Here is a 17,098-nt window from a genome sequence, read left to right on the forward strand (position 1 = left end):
ATCCGGTCGTGAAGACGCGTCCGGAGGAGACAACAATGAGGATGTGTCTACATGAAGGTCAGATCGAAACCTTTCCGATTAATGGCGACGGTAGCGGGTGCGGCAATCGCCTCGTGTACGCTGCTTGCGCCTGCCCAGGCAGCGTTTGCTGACACCGCACAACCGTGGATGGACAAAACCCAGTCCCCGGCTCAGCGTGCCGGAGAGCTTCTCGCGGCGATGACGCTCCCGGAGAAAGTCAACATGCTCCACGGCGTTGACACATCCCAGTCACCGATACCCACCATCGGGTACATTCCGCCCATTCCGCGGCTGAAAGTCCCGGGCCTGACTATGACTGACGGACCCGTTGGTATTCGCACAGGTGCGGACAAGAGCACGCAGCTCCCCTCAGCCTCCGCCGCGGCAGCCAGCTTCGACCCCGAGGTGACTAAGAAGTTTGGTGCCGTGCTCGGCGCCGATGCCCGCGCCCTTGGGCAGCAGCAGCTCTTCGGCCCGGGACAGAACATTCAGCGCGTCCCCACCAACGGCCGGAACTTCGAGTACTACAGCGAGGATCCCTTCCTCTCGGGCACCTTGGCTGGTGCGAATGTCCAGGGCATCCAGGACCAGGGCGTGATCGCCACAGTGAAGCATTACGTGGGCAACAACCAGGAGACCGATCGCACGACCGTGTCAGCCAACATGGATGACCGGACGCTTCACGAGATCTACGAAAAGAACTTCGCCGTGGCTATCGCCGGCGGGGACCCCGGCTCGGTCATGTGTTCGTACAACAAGATCAACAATGTGTACGCCTGCGACAACAGCGACACCCTCGGTTCACTGCGTTCACAGCTGGGTTTCACGGGTTTTGTGGTTTCGGACTACCCGGCTACCCATGCCACGACCTCGATCGCTGACGGGCTCAACGTCGAACTGCCGACCGGCGTCTTCTTCACCCAAGCCAATGTCGAGGCGGCACTTGCGAAGGGACAGATAACGCAGGCGGACATTGACAACCGCGTTCGCGAAACACTGACGGTCCTTTTCAAATTCGGACTGTTCGACCGTGACGGCATGGCCCGAAGCGCAATCGACGAAGCCTCTGACAACGCCGCCGCCCAGAGCATTGAAACCCAGAGCGCTGTGCTGCTGCAGAACGACAAGGGCGTTCTGCCCCTAGGCTCCTCGACCCAGAAGATCGCCGTCATCGGTGCCCCGGCGAAAAACTCCGCAAAGGGCGACGGGAGCAGCAAGGTCGATCCTCTCTCGGTAGACAACGCATACGACGCCATCGTCTCTCGTGCCGGGTCATCAGCCTCAGTCTCGTACGTTGACGGTTCCGACGCTGACCAGGCAGCTGCGGCCGCGAAATCCGCCGATGTCGCCCTGGTGTTCGTCAAGGACGACGAGTCTGAAGGCGGCGACCGTCCGTCACTGGCACTGCCCGGAACTCAGGACGCGCTGATCAGCGCGGTCGCCGCCGCGAATCCCCGCACGGTTGTCGTGCTTCAGACAGGCTCGGCAGTGTTGATGCCCTGGGTGAAAAACGTGCAGGGCGTTCTGCAGACCTGGTACCCCGGAGCCCGCGGCGGCGCAGCCACCGCCCAGCTCCTGTGGGGTGACGTAAACCCGTCCGGCAAGCTCCCCCAGACCTGGCCCGCGACCGACAAGCAAACGCCGGCGAACACCCAGGCCCAGTACCCCGGTATCAACGACGAGGGGTCCTATTCCGAGGGCATCTACGTCGGTTACCGCTGGTACGACAAGAACAAGGAAACCCCGCTCTTCCCCTTCGGTTACGGGCTCTCCTACACCGGCTTCCGCTACAGCGGGCTGACCCTCGACCACACCTCCGGGAAATCGGATGACCCGGTGACCGTGTCCTTCGACGTCACCAACACCGGGGACCGGGCAGGTGCCGAAGCGCCCCAGCTATACGTCAGCAAGCCGGGCACCCTGGCAGAAACGGCGCCGAAGGAACTGGGCGCCTTCGGCAAGGTCCAGCTCGCACCGCACGAGACCAAGAAGGTCACCCTCACGGTCAACCCGCGGGAGCTGTCCTACTGGGACAGTGCAGCGCAGGCATTCACTGTCCAGAACGGCACTTACACGCTCGCTGTCGGCGGCTCCTCATCGTCCTTGCCGCTGAGCACCAAGTACGACGTGAAGAAGACCGACGGCCCCGTTCGCGCAGAGGTCTCGGGTCTGCCCGGCATCGTTGAACCCGGTAAGACCTACACGGTGACGACGAAGGTCAGCAACGTTTCCGACTCCAGCCTCACCTCCGCCGCGCTCAACGTGTCCGCGGCTGCAGGCTGGTCCGTTACTCCGGCCAACCAGAACCTGGGAACCATCCCTGCCGGACGCGGGACGACACAGACTTTCACGGTCGCAATACCGGCAGACGCCAAGCCGGGCACGTCGGACTTCTCGGTCACGCTGACGGGGAAGGTGAACGGCAAGGACAGGTCGGTCACCCAGACACAACATCCTGTCGTGCCCTACGCTTCGATGGCCGCGGCGGCAGACACGGTCGGCGTGGCAGACACGGGCAACTCCGCCGCCGGCAACTTCGACGGAAGCGGCTACAGCTATTCAACCCAGAGTCTCGCCGCCGACGGCGTGACCCCGGGTGGCACGGTAGCCGTTGGCACAGCCAAGACGGTATTCCCCTCGCAGGCGCCCGGAACACCGAACGCGGTCAGCGCATCGGGACAGGTCATCAAGGCAAGCGGAACAGGCAAGTCGCTCGTCGTGCTCGGTGCGGCGCACAACGGCTCAGCCCGCGGCTGGCTCACAGCTACCTTCACCGACGGCACTTCAGCCCAGGCCCCGATCGACTTCTCCGACTGGTACAGCAACGCATCGACCGGCCTGAGCAGCATTGTCGCGACCGACCCTGGAACCCGGCAGCCGGCGGTGGCGAACATGATGTGAGTATCTACGGCGAGGTGTACCCCCTGCCGCAGGGCAAGACGCTGTCTTACATCACGATGCCTTCTGTGGGAAACATGAAGCTGTTCTCTGTCAGCACAGATAACCCCGGCCCGCTGCCGCCAGCCCCTGCCGCCCAGTCCATCGCCTCTGCCGTCAACAACGTGGCCGTATCCGATGACTCGAACCCCGGAGCCGGCGATTTCGACGGCTCGGGCAACAGCTACTCAGCGGGCGCGTTGGCCAAGTACGGCATCACCGCAGGCGGCAAGGTCACTGTCGACGGGGCACAGCTTACGTTCCCGTCCCAGAGCCCCGGCACTGCCAACGCAGTGGCATCGCAGGGTCAGACGCTCAGCGTCGACGGCTCCGGACACAAGATCACTCTGCTCACGGCCGCCAACAACGGTGACATCCTGGGCTTCCTTCGGGTCAACTACACCGACGGCAGCAGTGAGCAGTTCCCGATCGAAGTCGCTGACTGGTACAGCAGCAACCCAGCACCTGGTGGAAGCCTGGTGGCGACCACCGTATGGAACCAGCGGCCAGGGAACAACACACCCCACACTGTGGGCCTCTACGGACTGACCGTCGACACCGGAGCATCCAACGGGAAGACCATCGCGTCCATCACGCTCCCGAGCGATGGCCGACTGAAGGTATTCTCCGCCGCAGTGCACTAGAAACCCTCCGAGGTCCATGCGCGCCGGCCCGGCAGTCGCGTGAAATACCGACTGCCGGGCCGGTTCGCGCTAGGCAGGCCGCGCCCAGGCACTGGGCACTCGGGCCACCCTGGGCGAAGTGATGGGCTGGTGTGTCACCATCTCGTCGTACCTGGTGGTAGTCGGTTTCCTCATCGTCATGATTACCAGCGCTGCCATCGCCGGCAGCATGCACAAGGACAACGAAAGAACCCGTCCACGCCACCCAAAGAAAAGCAGCCCCCGCTCGTTTCACCAGGAAACGTGCGGGGGCTGCTTTACGTCGAGGCTCTTTGGGAAGTGCTGCTGGAAGCAGGAACGTCCTACAGCTCGATCGAGCCGCCACAACCGCTTGGCCACCCGTTCCAGCTCGGCTGGCCAAACGGCGTGACACACGCCGGAGCTCGGGTTCCTCCTGCTGGGCCCGGTGCTGCTCACCGGTGGAGCAGGTGTCCTGATCCTGCGCCTCCGTACACGGGCAAACGGGTAGCTGAACAAAGCTTCCTGGACTGAATAGCGGCCGAAGAAGCAGGCCCTTCCGATTCCCCGTTAGCGCAAGAGAGATCTCCACCACGTTCGGCTCCAACGGGCGTCACGATTCGTCTACCGCCCAGTAGAACTTGTGCCCGGGTTGCCCGGCGCTGGCCTATGTACGCACGGGGACTGCGTTTTCGGGCCGGCGTCTTGTGCCAGGGTAGCGCACCGAATGTTCCCCCAATGAGCCGGTGCGCTGGCCTGCTGCTTCCCGGCAGCGGGCATTTGCGTGGCCGGTCACTGCTTACCGGCCGGCCACGCAATCTCCTCCCGGTCCAAGGAAGTAGCCATAGAACCCGCAAACCCCGCCGCAGCGCAACATCGCGGGTAGCCAGAGACGCCGGACGCGGCGGACAAGGTGCCTGCGGCGGAAGCCCTCGCACCGGCCGGCACGCCCCCGGTGGAAGAAACCGGCAGATGGGCACAGGGGTCCCTGGGCGGGGATACGGAGGAGCTCTTCCTGCACGACGGCGGCTTTACTGGCGTTGACGCTTTCTCAGATCTCTACGAACTGCATTGGGACGCCGGCGTTGCCTTCGCCTACAACCTGGTGCAGCACCACGCTAACGCCGAAGACCTGGTGTCCCACTCGTTCGCCAAGATTCTCTCGGCCGTCAAGGCAGGGAATGGTCCGCGCGGCCCTTTCCGCCCCTACCTGTACCGAGCCATCCGGACCAGCGCAGTCGATCACTGGAGGCGGAGCAGCTTCGAGCGTCCCACGGACATTGTCCCGGAGACTCGGGCCGAGGACCCGGGATTCGTTTGGGTCGAGGAATCGGAGGACCGGCAGCTGGCCGGGAAGGCTTTCGCGTCCATTCCGTCCCGGTGGCAGCACGTCCTGCAGCTCATCGACGTTCAGCAAATGCCCCCGCGGCAGGCAGCACCCATCCTGGGCATCGAACCCAACGCCGTCTCCGCGCTGATCCGCCGCGCACGCCGCGGACTCCGCGAGGCCTACCTCATCGCGTCCCTCGGGGAAGCCCCGGACCAGGACTGCGGGCCCTTCCTTACACTCCTGGCCCGCGAGGCCATGCAGAATGCATCCGCACGGGAACAGACGAAACTCAACCGGCACCTGCCCGGCTGCAAGGACTGCAGCCGGGCACTGGCCCGGCTCCGGGAAGCACACTCAAGCATGCGCCGTCTCTGACAGCGGACGGAACTGCCTGCACACAGGACATGATCCGCCAGGCGCGTCACGATTCTCCTCCCGGCCAGTGATATGGACGTTCGTGATGCCGGCGGCAATGGGTACCTGGATCTCAGGGAGGCCGCCGTAGCGTGTCACGGGCCCGTGTACCGCCCAACGGACTCTTCTATCTGGGCAGGCCACGGGCAGCGCGTCCGGCACCTTCGTGCATGAGGATGCCGGACGCGCACTCACTGACCCGCGTCTTAGCCACCCGGGAAAAACGAAGTCCGTACCGGGGGGACAGCGCCAAATGATCGACCACTACCAGGCTGTGTTCCTGGGCGCCGATCCTTGCATCTGTGACGGATCAAGTGCGCTCGGCGCAGCATCGCGTCCAGCGCGTCCAGCGCGTGGTCAATGCGGCCCATGCTGGAGCTGCACTGGGGGATCGGACGAACCATTCTCGATCGGCATTTCCCAACATGAGGGGTTCTCGCGCCGCAACCTGTTCTACATGCGGGCCTTCGCCGCTGCATGGGACTGGCCGGAGGCAATTGTGCAAAGCTGCTTTGCACAATTACCTCCGGCCAGGCATCGATTAACCGTTTCTGGCGCTTCGACTTCCGTACCGCTTGGCTGCACGCTGCGACGGCGGCCACGACGAACAGCACCCAGATGATGCACAGCACGATTTTCAAGACGTCCCCCAATTCCAGTCATCAAGCAGTATGTCAGCGCACCCCCGCACGGCCGGACAGCCTTCGCGGATCCGGGTAGAGGACCGGAAGACACAGTGTGCAGAGTACGGCGCCGGTCGGGTGTAGCTCCCCGGGATGGCCGCACACGTTGCACATGGATGAGACGGTGTAGTCAGAACTGAGGGCACAAGCCACTTATCCATAGGGCACCAACGCCACCGGGTCGCCCTCTGTGACGAAGATGCGTCCCATCCCGGAGTCCAGCAAAATCCAGAGCGTCTTCCCGTCCGGCGTCCGTTCATGGACGATTCCGGTGCGGCTGTAGGTCCCGTTGTGGATCACTTCGATGCGATCGCCCGGCTGGAAAACTCGCCATAATCGAGCCTGCCCTGTCGGCGTCACGGGCTCGTCGTAGAGGCGCCTGCGGGCAGCAGGTCTATTCTTCGCTGGTGCTTTCCGGCCCTTCAGGAAGTGGCTTTTGACGATCATGGGGGTCCTCCAACTGTGAATCATCGGGTCAAATGACGAGCCCGGAGGACTGCCTTGAGCAGCTGCATCCGTTGCCTTCTCCTTGGGCGGGGTCAGCGACCTTACCGGCGCAGGAAGATTTCGTGACGCGGCGCGGCACGATCTTTGGGGAATCCGATGCCGCCCATTGTGAGGCGCAGCGGTGGGGGAGGGGCATTTTCGATATCCACTCTGCGTCCGCGCGTCACGATTCCGCGTAGCGCTCGTAAGGTAGGTGTCCGATTGGAATCCGGCACTTGGAATCGTTCCCCAAGTAACGAGTACAAGGGTCCGCCGATTCAGCCCCGGACCGTGGGCCACGCGCATTCACCCCCGTGGAGCGTGGAACACGAGTGTCATCCGCTTGAGACCCGGAGAGGCACTGTGGCCGGCCGTGCCCAGACCCAACAAACCGGCCGGTCACAACCCAACCCTCACCGCTTAAGGTCCTCTGCCACTCCTTGAGCGCGTCCTTTTGCAAACGACCGGAGGAGAGAACATGCCGAGCGCTATCAACAGGACCGTGCCGGGAAGCCTGCTCACACCCGAGAGCGTCGAGGTCCAGGTTCTACTCATGTTTGCCGTGGGCGCCATCGTTGTTGTGTGTCTTCTGGGTGGGGTCCTCCTCATTCTGCTGATGGGGCCGTTGATCGCGGTCGCGGCAGCGCGTCGAAAACGGAAAGGAAAATGGGCAATGCAACCGACCAGCAGCCAACAGTGCGCTCTCTGCCCGATCGTCACGAAAAGCTTCCGAGACCGTCTAACGCTCAGTACAGAGACCTTGGCCGGATCGCCCCGCATGGAGCGCGGATGAATCGGAACCGGCCTTCACGGAACAGAAAGGACACTGCCATGCGGACTCAAGGATCTCCGAGCCCTACATACGAGCTACCCTCCGGCATGAAGGCCAGGGCAGACGTTCTGCCGGCACCGGGAGATGATCTCCTGGAACTGCCCGGCGCCAGTGACTTCCGCCCCGACAAGAAACTGATCGCCAGAATTCTCGCAAACAATCACGGGGATTATATGAGCCTTAGCCTCTTCAGCTGCCTCGTCCACGGCCCGGCACCAACAGCGCAAAAAAACCATCTTGTTCTGCTGTACCTCGCGCATCTGCTCGCCGAGGGTTACGTCACCATCGGTGACGTTTACGACAACGAATTCCTTTCCTGGAATTGCGGTGTCGCTGAGGCTGTGTCCTGGGTGTCCGTGCAATTGCCCGACGGGAATCCTGACTTCATCTGCGCAAAGCAGCAAGCATGGCTGAACAACACCCCCCGCGGCAATGACATAGCGCTCACCGCCAAGAGGCGCAGGAGAGTAGCAGCCTGACTCAACGCTTTATCGTGTTCAACCCAAACTTTGCCCTGATAAATCCTCTGATGAGACCCATACCTCCCCGTGATGAAGGACCACAGCCGTGAATACCTACTACAAGAACCTGCCCAACTCCGGGGACTTCGTCCCTGCCGCAACCACGCCACAGTCACGGATCCGTATGCTGGCTGGCCGCCTTCGTCTCATCGTTACTCTGCTGACCACTCGCCGCGCGTGATCCGCGATTTTGCAGCGTCTCCGTGTTTCTCTGTGTGACAGCCATGTGACAGCCCTGAAAATGCTATGAATTCCCGCGTCACGATTTTCGGGTAGTCACGTATACAGGGTGGTTGGGGCGGCTGGTTCTCCCCTTCCTGCCCCTCCTTGGGTTGCCGAACACAGTTCGACGCATCTCCAAGATCGGTTAATGCCGATGGGATTGATGGGGGTATCGGTCTCAAGCAGGAGATGAGTATGTGGAATTTCACTGCCCGGCATGGTTCGCCACCGGGCTCTTCAAAGCAACGTCTACTTTCCCTGATGTTCGCAGCCGGCAAGGGGAAGCGCCGGAATGTGACCCGTCCGTATCCGGGGGGTTTCCGTAAGTCACTCGTGACGCTGCTTGCGGTGGTCGGACTGCTCACCGGCACGCTGGCATCGGGCATCGCTCCGGCTTTCGCTGCACCTGTCAGTGAGATCACCGGCGGCTGGGCAGCCAACACACCCACGACGGTAGCCTCCGGTGACCTGGTGACGTCCGAGTGGCATGTGAACATCAACGACAATGCCGCGGCACCCTCCAACGCACCGGTAGACAACGTCACTGCCACCTTGGTCGCGCAGGGCGGGGTTTTCAAGACCATCCCGGATATCTGCAAGACAACCGGCGTTGACCCGCCCTCCAGCATCTCTGCTGACGGCAAGACCCTGGTCTGTAACCTGGGCACCCAGAACATGGGCACCGCAACTGTAATCCAGGCACCGATCCAGGTGAAGGGAAACACCGGCGACAAGGTTTCGGTAACGGGCACGATCGACGGGAAGACAGCGACCACACCGCAGCTGAACATCCTGAACAAGTTCGGGATGGACATGCTCTGGGGCCAGCCGAGCCCAGCCACGACCTACGGCGCGGGCGTCGTTGATATTGATTATGAGTGGACGCTGAACCTGAACACCGGTTCACCGGCGGGTCCCAATTCGGTGTCTTACGACCTGACCATCGCCGCGGCCAACGGTTCAACGGTGACGGTTGCTCCGGATGCGTGTGCCCCCTTTACTACTGGCGGCGCGGATGGACACCCGTGGTCTGGCGGGACGCACCCGGCTGACCAGATGGCTCCGTTTGTGCAGTCCTGTACTTTTGTGCCGTTGGGCGGCAACCAGTTCCGCCTCACCCTGACCGGGATCGATTACTCCGGTGCGGCGCTGAACCCGACCAAGGACTCAACCAACACCGCGCTTGCCCCGGGCACAACCGCCGTGGCCAGCGGCTCGATCTGGGTCCGGGTTGCCACAGCCACCGCCACGGGAGTCAGCCTGAACTCCTCAGCGCCCACCTACACGGCACCCACGGGTGAAACATCCGTGGACGATGCCAGCAACAATAAGTCAGACAAAAACATCTACTTCTTCGGTGAATTCGCCAATCAATGGAACCGGGCATTCACCGGAAGCGGCGGCGTCGGCTGGGACGACACCTACCGCGTAGCCCCGGGAACCACGGTAATGGCCGCACCCGTAGTCGGCCTGGGTGTCTTGGATAAAGGCCAGGACCCGGCGGCAAAGTACGGTATGTGCACGGTTCTTGACTCCCGCTACGCGACGTTCACCAACGTTTCATACGGTGGAGAAGGCGTCACGCCCGCAGAGACGGCATCCGTCGTTTACGAGTACTATGTCGGTCTTGACCCCTTGGTCAACTCCAACAGCCCGTTGTACAACCCGAACGCGTTTGACTGTGGCGCCGGCGGTGCTGATGTTGGGGCGCTCGGATGGACAACTGTTCGTCCTGCTGACTTGAGCACCATCAAGGCTGTCAGGGCCCAGATCCCGTTCGGTGCGCTAAGCGATACATCGAACAGCGGCATGTTCGTCACGCAGAACATCAAGCCGACCACGGACCCCAACACGGATGTCTGGACGTTCTCCTCGTACCGTAAGGGCGGCGCCTGGATCAACCCCCAGCGCGACTCGGATGCAACTCAAGCCAGCAGGGTCACACTCACACCAAGCGCACGGTACCTGTACACGACAGGCGCCAGGGACATCCTGCGGACTGTGGGGCTGACGCCCTCGGTGACGAAGTCTGTTGACCGGACCACAGTGCGCCCCGGTGTGCCTGCGGTCTACACCCTGGACTACCAGGCCACCGGCAAGACCGCCACCAACACCACTGATGGATTTACCCTTGTGGACACACTGCCTGCCGGGATGACGTATGTTCCCGGTTCTGCCTCACCCGAGCCGGTCATCACCACCGGTGCGTCAGGAAATCAGGTCCTGACCTGGACACTGAACGGTGTTCCGGTCAACGCACCGCAGACGCTCACGTACCAGGCGGTTCCGGACGCCAGCGTAACGCCGGGCTCTACTCTGGAGAACTCCGTTGTCTCGTCCGTGGGTGGGCGGAGTTCGGCCCCGTCCACAGCCCAGGTCACGGTGTCTACGAATGGTTACACGACGATCGGGAAGACCGCCGATGAGGCGTTCATTCCGAACGTGAACGGTGACGGGAAGGGTGCAGGTTCCTGGACGGTCACGCTGAAGTCCTTTGACCCGGTCGCGCAGGCTTTCACGGACACCATCGACATCCTGCCCTACATGGGTGACGGGCGCGGTACGTCCTACTCGGGTTCCTACTCCCTGACCTCAGTCACGGCACCGGGATCCACGGTGTACTACACGACTGCTGACCCGGCGTCGCTCTCGGATGATCCCGGTGCAGCTGCGAACGGTTCGGCTGGCAGCGTCACCGGGAACACCGTGGGCTGGACCACGACCAAACCCGCGAACGCGACCGCCGTGCGTGTCATCGGCGGGGCCCTCGCACCGGGCGGCACGCAGGCGTTCACCGTGGCGATTGGCACGGACGGCGCCAAGGGCGGGGATGTGCTGGTCAACCGGGCCGACGGCCGTGACGGCCACACGCAGTTGATCATGCGGACCTCAGCACCGATCACGGTGGCGAACTTCTACTCGGCCTCACTGAAGAAGTACGTTCAGGACAAGGCCGGCACCTGGCACGACGCCAACACCGTTGAGGACTACCCCACATACCGGATCGGGGACACCGTTCCCTACCGGATCGTGGTCACCAACACCGGCCAGGGCACCCTGACGAACATCGTCGTCTCCGATGACAAGTTCCCGACGGAGGGCGGATTCACCATCCCGAGCCTCGCTCCGGGCGCTTCGCAGACCCACGAGTACACCGCCACCCTGGCGAATGAGGGCCCTACAACCCGGATCAACACGGCGTCAGCCCGTGCCGACACGCCCCCCGATTCGAACATCCCCCCGCCCATCCCCCCGGACCCGGGCGGTATCGAGGTTGCGAACTACACCACAGCGAAGACCTCGAACCCGGCATCGGGCACCGCGGTCAAAGCCGGGGACACGATCAAATACACCGTGACCGTGACCCAGCAGGGCACCGCACCCGCGAACGCGGTATTCACCGATGCCCTGGCGGGTGTGAGCGATGATGCCGTATACAACGGTGATCTGGCAGCCGATATCGGCACCGCGACACTGACGGACGGGGTCATCTCCTGGTCCGGCACGGTACCGGTCGGCGGAAAAGCCACCGTGACGTACTCGGTCAAGGTCAAGGACACCGCTAAAGCTACAGCCGACGGCGCGAACCTCCTGATCGATAACAGCGTCAGCAGCCCCGGCTGCGTCGTCCAGGACGGGAAAACCCCGGACTGCACGACACACCACGACGTGGGCGGGTTCACGAAGTCCAAGACTTCGAACCCGGCACCGGGCACCGCAGTCAAGCCCGGGGACAAGATCACCTACACCGTTGTCGCGTCCCAGACCGGCCCCGGCGCCTTTGCCGGCGCCGTGATCACCGATGACCTGACCGACGTCCTGGACGACGCCACCTACAACGGTGACGCCACCGCAACCGCCGGAACAGTATCGGTCAAGGGCAACACCCTGACCTGGACCAGTGACCTGGCCGTAGGCCAGGTTGTGACCATCAAGTACTCGGTCACGGCCAAGCCGATCGCGGAACGGGGCAACGGCACGATCGCCAACGTCCTGCCCCCCACCCCCGGTGGCGGGGTCTGTGTTCCCGCAGCGGACCAGAACCCCGACTGCAAAACCAGTCACACCCTGGTCCCCCGGGAGCACCACTCGCCAACACTGGAGGACCGCTCGCCAACACTGGAGGACCGCTCGCCTACACCGGAGCGAACGGCGTGACCGGCTTCCTCGTGCTGGGCCTGGTGCTGCTTATCGGTGGAGCGGGAGCCCTGTTCCTGCGACGCCGTACACGCGCAGACGGGTAACTGACAACACCGACCGGCTGAATCGCAGCCGGAGGTAAAAGGGCCTTCGTGCCCCGCCACAAGCGGGGCACGAAGGCCCTTTGTCGTTTCCGTGGGTTGGATGCATCGCCCGGAGTCTTTGGCTTCGGCGATCCATGGCCTGCTCAGCCCATTCAACAATCCTTGGTGTGAACCTATCGGCGGGAAACAGCGCAGTATCACCCTGGGTAAATCAACTTTTCAAGTTGAAGGTCGTCGCGCATAAAAGGGAAGAGTGCGCTGCGTCTAATGCCGGCTCTTTCCGCGTCACGATTCGATGAAACGGAGTCTAATATTTGTGCCCGTTAGAAAGCGCGCACATTGGGCCAGGAATGGTCCCGAAAGAATCCATGAGCGGAGAGTTTGAATGGCACGGCGAGTCGAAACGGTATTGATCGATGATTTGGATGGCAGCACCGCGGACCACAACATCAGGTTCGGACTGGATGGAACAGAATACGAGATTGACCTCACGGAGGCGAATGCCGCCGAACTGAGGGGTTCCCTCTCACGTTTCATCGCAGCTTCCCGAAAGACCAGGACACCTGCCGGTAAGGGGACGCGGCGCACCGGACGTTCCGCCACCATCCGCGCCTGGGCCCGCGATAACGGATTTAAGGTCAGCGGCCGCGGTGCGATTCAGTCCAGCCTCGTCGACGCCTATGAGCAGGCTCAAAGTCGCTGAACCATTTGCGTTGCCGGGTGCGGGGTGACAGGTCCCCTGGACATTAACAGAGAAGCCAGAGAGTTCAAGACTCTTTGGCTTCTTTTTTTGTGCCGTGCAAATGCCTACATCAGGACGCCATGTTACGTCAAGCGAAAAGCGGCAGGATCTACACATATTTCCGGCGATGCGAAGATTTTGAGACACGCCTTAAATCCACACCATAATGTCGGTAGTGGGTATCCGGTTAGCTCAGGTAACGGGGTCCGATCCCGGATCGTGGGCAGTGATTTGGCGGTAGGTCGTCGGTGCTTGCGTAGTGCCGAGGCCGAGCAGGGACTGGAAGGCCGCCATGGGCGTGCCGCGCCTGTTGTAGCGGAACGTGAATTCATCCAGGTACACCTGTAGGTGTTCATTGCCTACGAAGGCTACGGCCTGACCGAAACCTCCCCAGTGGCCAGCTTCAACCACGTGGGCACAACACCGAGACCGGGCACCATCGGCACCCCCATCTGGGGAGTGGACGTCGAGATCGCCCGCCCCGAAATCACCGACAGCATCGAACTGCTGCCCCGCGGCGAGCTCGGGGAACTCGTGATCCGCGGCCACAACCTGTTCAAGGGCTACCTGAACCGCCCCGACGCCACAGCCGAAGCGGTCGTGGAAGGCTGGTTCCGCACCGGGGACCTCGGCACCAAGGATGGCGACGGTTACCTGCGCATCCTGGACCGCAAGAAGGACATGATCATCCGCAACGGCTACAACGTCTACCCACGCGAAGTCGAAGAAATTCTCAACCAACACCCCCAGGTAGTCAGTGTCGCCGTCTTTGGCGTTCCCCATGACGTCCACGGACAAGAAATAGCCGCCGCAATCGTTCCAGCCCCGGGCAGCACCATCACCGCGGAAGAACTCGGCGCTTACGCAAAAGAGCGGCTGGCAGCCTACAAATACCCCCGCATCATCGAACTCGTGACGGAACTGCCGCTGGGCCCCAGCGGGAAGATCCTCAAACGGGAACTCGCCACCCACTATGCAGCAGAAAACCCAGCCTCCCCTGCTGTGCTTCCGGAAAGGCCAACAAAATGAGCTACACGGATTACCGGGAACTGGCCGGACTCGTCCCCCACGAGACCATCACCCACTCCAGGCTGCGCGAGATCCAACTCCCGGGAGCTGGGACCTTCGCCCTCGTCACCCTGGACAACTTGATCGACCGCAAACCCACGACGCTGGGACCGAAGTCCTTGATCGAGCTGGGCACCTTGCTCGGGAAGCTCCGGGAACGGGCCGAGTCGGGCGAGATTGCCGCCGTCGGCATTACCGGCAAACCCGGATGCCTCGCAGCAGGTGCCGATCTTTCAGTACTGAGAACTCTGAAAGACCCGCAAATGGGACGCACGATGGCACGGCTGGGACACCAGGTGTACGCGGCATTGGCAGCCATTCCCGTACCCACGTTCGCCTTCATCAATGGAACTGCCATGGGCGGCGGCCTCGAGCTGACCCTGGCAGCGGACTACCGCACCGTCTCCACGGCGGCTTCGGGCATCTCCCTGCCCGAAGCATTCATCGGCCTAGTGCCCGGCTGGGGCGGTGTCTACCGGTTACCCCGCCTGATCGGGCCCGCCAACGCCGTGAAAATCATGATCGAGAATCCGCTGAGCAACAACCGGGCTCTCAACGGCCCGGAAGCATTCGAGCTCGGCATCGCCGATGCCCTCTTCGACCAGAAGGCATTCCTGGAGGACTCCCTGGGATGGGCAAGGAAAATCATCACCGACGATACCGGCGCAATCGACGGCGCGACGACCTGGCGCGACCGGAAAGCCAGCTACGACGATGCCGATTGGGACGCCGCCGTCGCCCGAGGCCGGGCCTTTGTCGAAGCGAAGACAGCCGGGGCGACTCCTGCCCCCGGCCGGGTCCTGGACCTGCTGGAACAGGGCAGAAACCTGAGCCGGGAGGAATCGTCCGAGGCCGAGGTGCAAGCCCTGGCCGAACTCATGCAGACCGGGGAGTTCAAGGACTCCGTGTATGCCTTCCTCGATCTTCTCCAGCGCCGCGCCAAGCACCCTTCCGGCGCCCCGGACAGGGCACTGGCCCGCCCCGTGACCAAAGTCGGCGTCGTTGGTGCGGGCCTGATGGCCAGCCAGCTCGCCCTGCTCTTTGCCCGCCAGCTCCAGATACCGGTGGTGATGACAGACATCGACCAGTCACGGGCCGACAAAGGCGTGGCCCACGTCCACGCGCAAGTCGACAAACTCCTGGCCAAGGAACGCATCACCACAGACGCAGCCACCCGCATCAAGGAACTGGTCACCGGCACCGCAACCAAAGACGCCTTCGCCGACGCCGATTTTGTCATCGAGGCAGTCTTCGAAGAACTGTCCGTCAAAAAACAGGTCCTGGCCGGCATAGAAGCAATCGTTTCACCCCAATGCATCCTCGCAACCAACACGTCATCGCTTTCCGTCGCCGACATGGCCTCAGACCTGCGCCACCCCGAGCGCGTCATCGGCTTCCACTTCTTCAACCCCGTCGCCGCCATGCCCCTTCTCGAGATCATCCAAACGCCCAAGACGAACGATGAAGTACTGGCCACCGCCTTTGACCTCGCTCAACACCTGAAAAAGACACCCATCCTGGTGCAGGACTCGACAGCATTCGTCGTGAACCGAATCCTCCTGCGCCTGATCGGTGAGATCACCAGCGCATTCGACGACGGAACGCCCGGCCACATCGCCGATCAATCACTCCAACCCATGGGACTGCCCATGAGCCCCTTCAAGCTGCTCGACCTGGTCGGAATCCCCGTCGCGCAACATGTCACTGAATCCCTGAACGCAGCCTTCGGAGACAGGTTCCGGATCTCCCCGAACCTGCAGACCCTGATCAACAACGGCATCAAAACACTCCAGGACCAAAACCACCCCGAAACAAGATCCATCCCCGCATCCACCCTCGAACTCCTCCGCTTCGGGAACACCCCAAGCACATCAACTCAACTACTCCTGTGCGTCCAGGACGCCCTCGCCCAGGAAATAGGCCTCATGCTTGAAGAAGGCGTAGTGGCCGGACCCGAAGACATCGACCTCTGCATGATTCTGGGCGCCGGCTGGCCTCTTCACCTCGGAGGCATAACCCCCTACCTGGACCGGGTAGGCGCCTCCGAACGAGCGAACGGCAGGAAATTCCACCACGCCCATTGACCGGATACATCCCGAACGGGCTCTCCGCTAAAGGTGGAGCCTGTTTGGTATTGAAGCCACGTCTCCCTCAATGCCTCTCGACAAGTCCTGTTTACTAAGAAAGCCCCAGACCTCGGTCGTCACGGGATCTATGTGAATTCCATAGCGCAAACGGGCGCCATAACCAGCGGTCGCATTGTGCCGGTCAGGCGAGTCCCGCACCGTTGCGCATACCGCACGCACAAAAAGGCCCGGTAAGTTCAGCGGCAGGGTCTTCTCGTTGCCAAGGCATTCGCTCATCGAGTCTCAGACCTAAGGGGCATTCTCCGCTTGGTCTCGCGCCGTCCTGTTCGCTCTTGCATGGTCTGTCTTGGATGCAGCGTAGCCGCGGAACCAAGCGTCCTGCTTAGCGGCACCTTCGTCCGTCTCCAGGCCATAGGGACATGTGCTTGGCGTCGCGCCTTGGAGATAGGCCCGGTATCCCTCCTGATGCAGGCCTTCCTCTACGGCATCTCCGCCCTGGTTATCGTGGCCTTCCTGACGGTCTGGACCGTGCAGCGGACCCGCGACATCGCGGTGCTCAAAGCCATGGGAGCCTCCGGCGGCTATGTCCTGCGTGACGCCCTGACCCAGGCCGCGATCGTCCTGCTCGCAGGCGCGGGGCTCGGCGGCGGGATCGGCGTCCTTGGCGGATTCTTCGCAGCCAAGGCTGCCCCCTTCCTGGTCACCCCCGCGACGACCCTGCTGCCCATCCTCGGGATCATCGCCCTCGGCCTGGCTGGCGCGGCCCTGGCCGTCCGCCGCGTCACCAAAGTCGACGCCCTCATCGCCCTCGGCGGTAACTAGTCCCTCCCGCGGCCCGGTACCACCCCGCCCGCAGGCCCGCCTCAGAAT

Annotated in this window: 11 protein-coding genes and 2 pseudogenes; 11 read left to right on the top strand and 2 right to left on the bottom strand. The window is 62.6% G+C overall.

Annotated features, from left to right (window positions below; genetic code table 11):
* Nucleotides 1-168 precede the first annotated feature (168 nt).
* The 3 genes from FCN77_RS02355 (at nt 169) to FCN77_RS02365 (ending at nt 5,304) form a co-directional block, all read left to right on the top strand.
* Nucleotides 169-2,922: a glycoside hydrolase family 3 C-terminal domain-containing protein gene (locus FCN77_RS02355; protein ID WP_175417113.1), complete on the top strand. Its 2,754-nt coding sequence runs from the start codon at nt 169-171 to the stop codon at nt 2,920-2,922.
* Nucleotides 2,919-3,602 (top strand): hypothetical protein, encoded by a 684-nt coding sequence (locus tag FCN77_RS02360; RefSeq protein ID WP_137320958.1) that lies wholly within the window; start codon nt 2,919-2,921, stop codon nt 3,600-3,602. Before FCN77_RS02355 ends, FCN77_RS02360 begins: the two co-directional genes overlap by 4 nt.
* Nucleotides 3,603-4,512: 910 nt before the next feature.
* Nucleotides 4,513-5,304: an RNA polymerase sigma factor gene (locus FCN77_RS02365; protein WP_137320959.1), complete on the top strand. Its 792-nt coding sequence runs from the start codon at nt 4,513-4,515 to the stop codon at nt 5,302-5,304.
* Nucleotides 5,305-6,179: 875 nt separating this feature from the next.
* Here FCN77_RS02365 and FCN77_RS02375 read toward each other — a convergent pair.
* Nucleotides 6,180-6,473, bottom strand: coding sequence for a hypothetical protein (locus FCN77_RS02375; protein ID WP_137320960.1), 294 nt, complete (start codon nt 6,471-6,473; stop codon nt 6,180-6,182).
* A 918-nt stretch (nt 6,474-7,391) separates the two neighbouring features.
* Between FCN77_RS02375 and FCN77_RS02380 the strand changes: the two genes are divergently transcribed.
* From FCN77_RS02380 to FCN77_RS02395, 5 genes are all read left to right on the top strand, one after another.
* Nucleotides 7,392-7,823, top strand: a complete 432-nt coding sequence (locus FCN77_RS02380; protein WP_137320961.1) for a hypothetical protein — start codon at nt 7,392-7,394, stop codon at nt 7,821-7,823.
* Between the two features lie 88 nt (nt 7,824-7,911).
* Nucleotides 7,912-8,046 (top strand): hypothetical protein, encoded by a 135-nt coding sequence (locus tag FCN77_RS27325; protein WP_302646606.1) that lies wholly within the window; start codon nt 7,912-7,914, stop codon nt 8,044-8,046.
* Nucleotides 8,047-8,381: 335 nt separating this feature from the next.
* Entirely contained in the window at nt 8,382-12,245 is a 3,864-nt protein-coding gene (locus FCN77_RS02385; protein ID WP_217496212.1) for a DUF11 domain-containing protein, read from the top strand.
* An 11-nt stretch (nt 12,246-12,256) separates the two neighbouring features.
* Nucleotides 12,257-12,331, top strand: a complete 75-nt coding sequence (locus tag FCN77_RS27510) for a hypothetical protein (protein ID WP_368074354.1) — start codon at nt 12,257-12,259, stop codon at nt 12,329-12,331.
* A gap of 385 nt (nt 12,332-12,716) precedes the next feature.
* Nucleotides 12,717-13,034, top strand: a complete 318-nt coding sequence (locus FCN77_RS02395; protein ID WP_137320963.1) for an Lsr2 family protein — start codon at nt 12,717-12,719, stop codon at nt 13,032-13,034.
* Nucleotides 13,035-13,265: 231 nt separating this feature from the next.
* Here the strand turns inward: FCN77_RS02395 and FCN77_RS02400 are convergent, their stop codons facing one another.
* On the bottom strand, nt 13,266-13,415 hold the full coding sequence (locus tag FCN77_RS02400) for a hypothetical protein (protein ID WP_175417082.1): 150 nt from the start codon (nt 13,413-13,415) through the stop codon (nt 13,266-13,268).
* 18 nt (nt 13,416-13,433) lie between these two features.
* On the opposite strand from FCN77_RS02400, the pseudogene FCN77_RS02405 reads away from it, so the two are divergent.
* From FCN77_RS02405 to FCN77_RS02415, 3 genes and pseudogenes are all read left to right on the top strand, one after another.
* Nucleotides 13,434-14,102 (top strand): annotated as a pseudogene (locus FCN77_RS02405) (AMP-binding protein); the annotation flags it as partial.
* Nucleotides 14,099-16,225 carry a 3-hydroxyacyl-CoA dehydrogenase NAD-binding domain-containing protein gene (locus tag FCN77_RS02410; RefSeq protein WP_137320966.1) on the top strand — a complete coding sequence of 709 codons (2,127 nt, stop codon included), beginning with the start codon at nt 14,099-14,101 and terminating at the stop codon, nt 16,223-16,225. The pseudogene FCN77_RS02405 and the gene FCN77_RS02410, both read left to right, overlap by 4 nt.
* A gap of 462 nt (nt 16,226-16,687) precedes the next feature.
* Nucleotides 16,688-17,050 (top strand): annotated as a pseudogene (locus FCN77_RS02415) (FtsX-like permease family protein); the annotation flags it as partial.
* Nucleotides 17,051-17,098 lie beyond the last annotated feature (48 nt).

Source organism: Arthrobacter sp. 24S4-2, from assembly GCF_005280255.1.
In the GTDB taxonomy this organism is placed as follows: Bacteria; Actinomycetota; Actinomycetes; order Actinomycetales; family Micrococcaceae; genus Arthrobacter.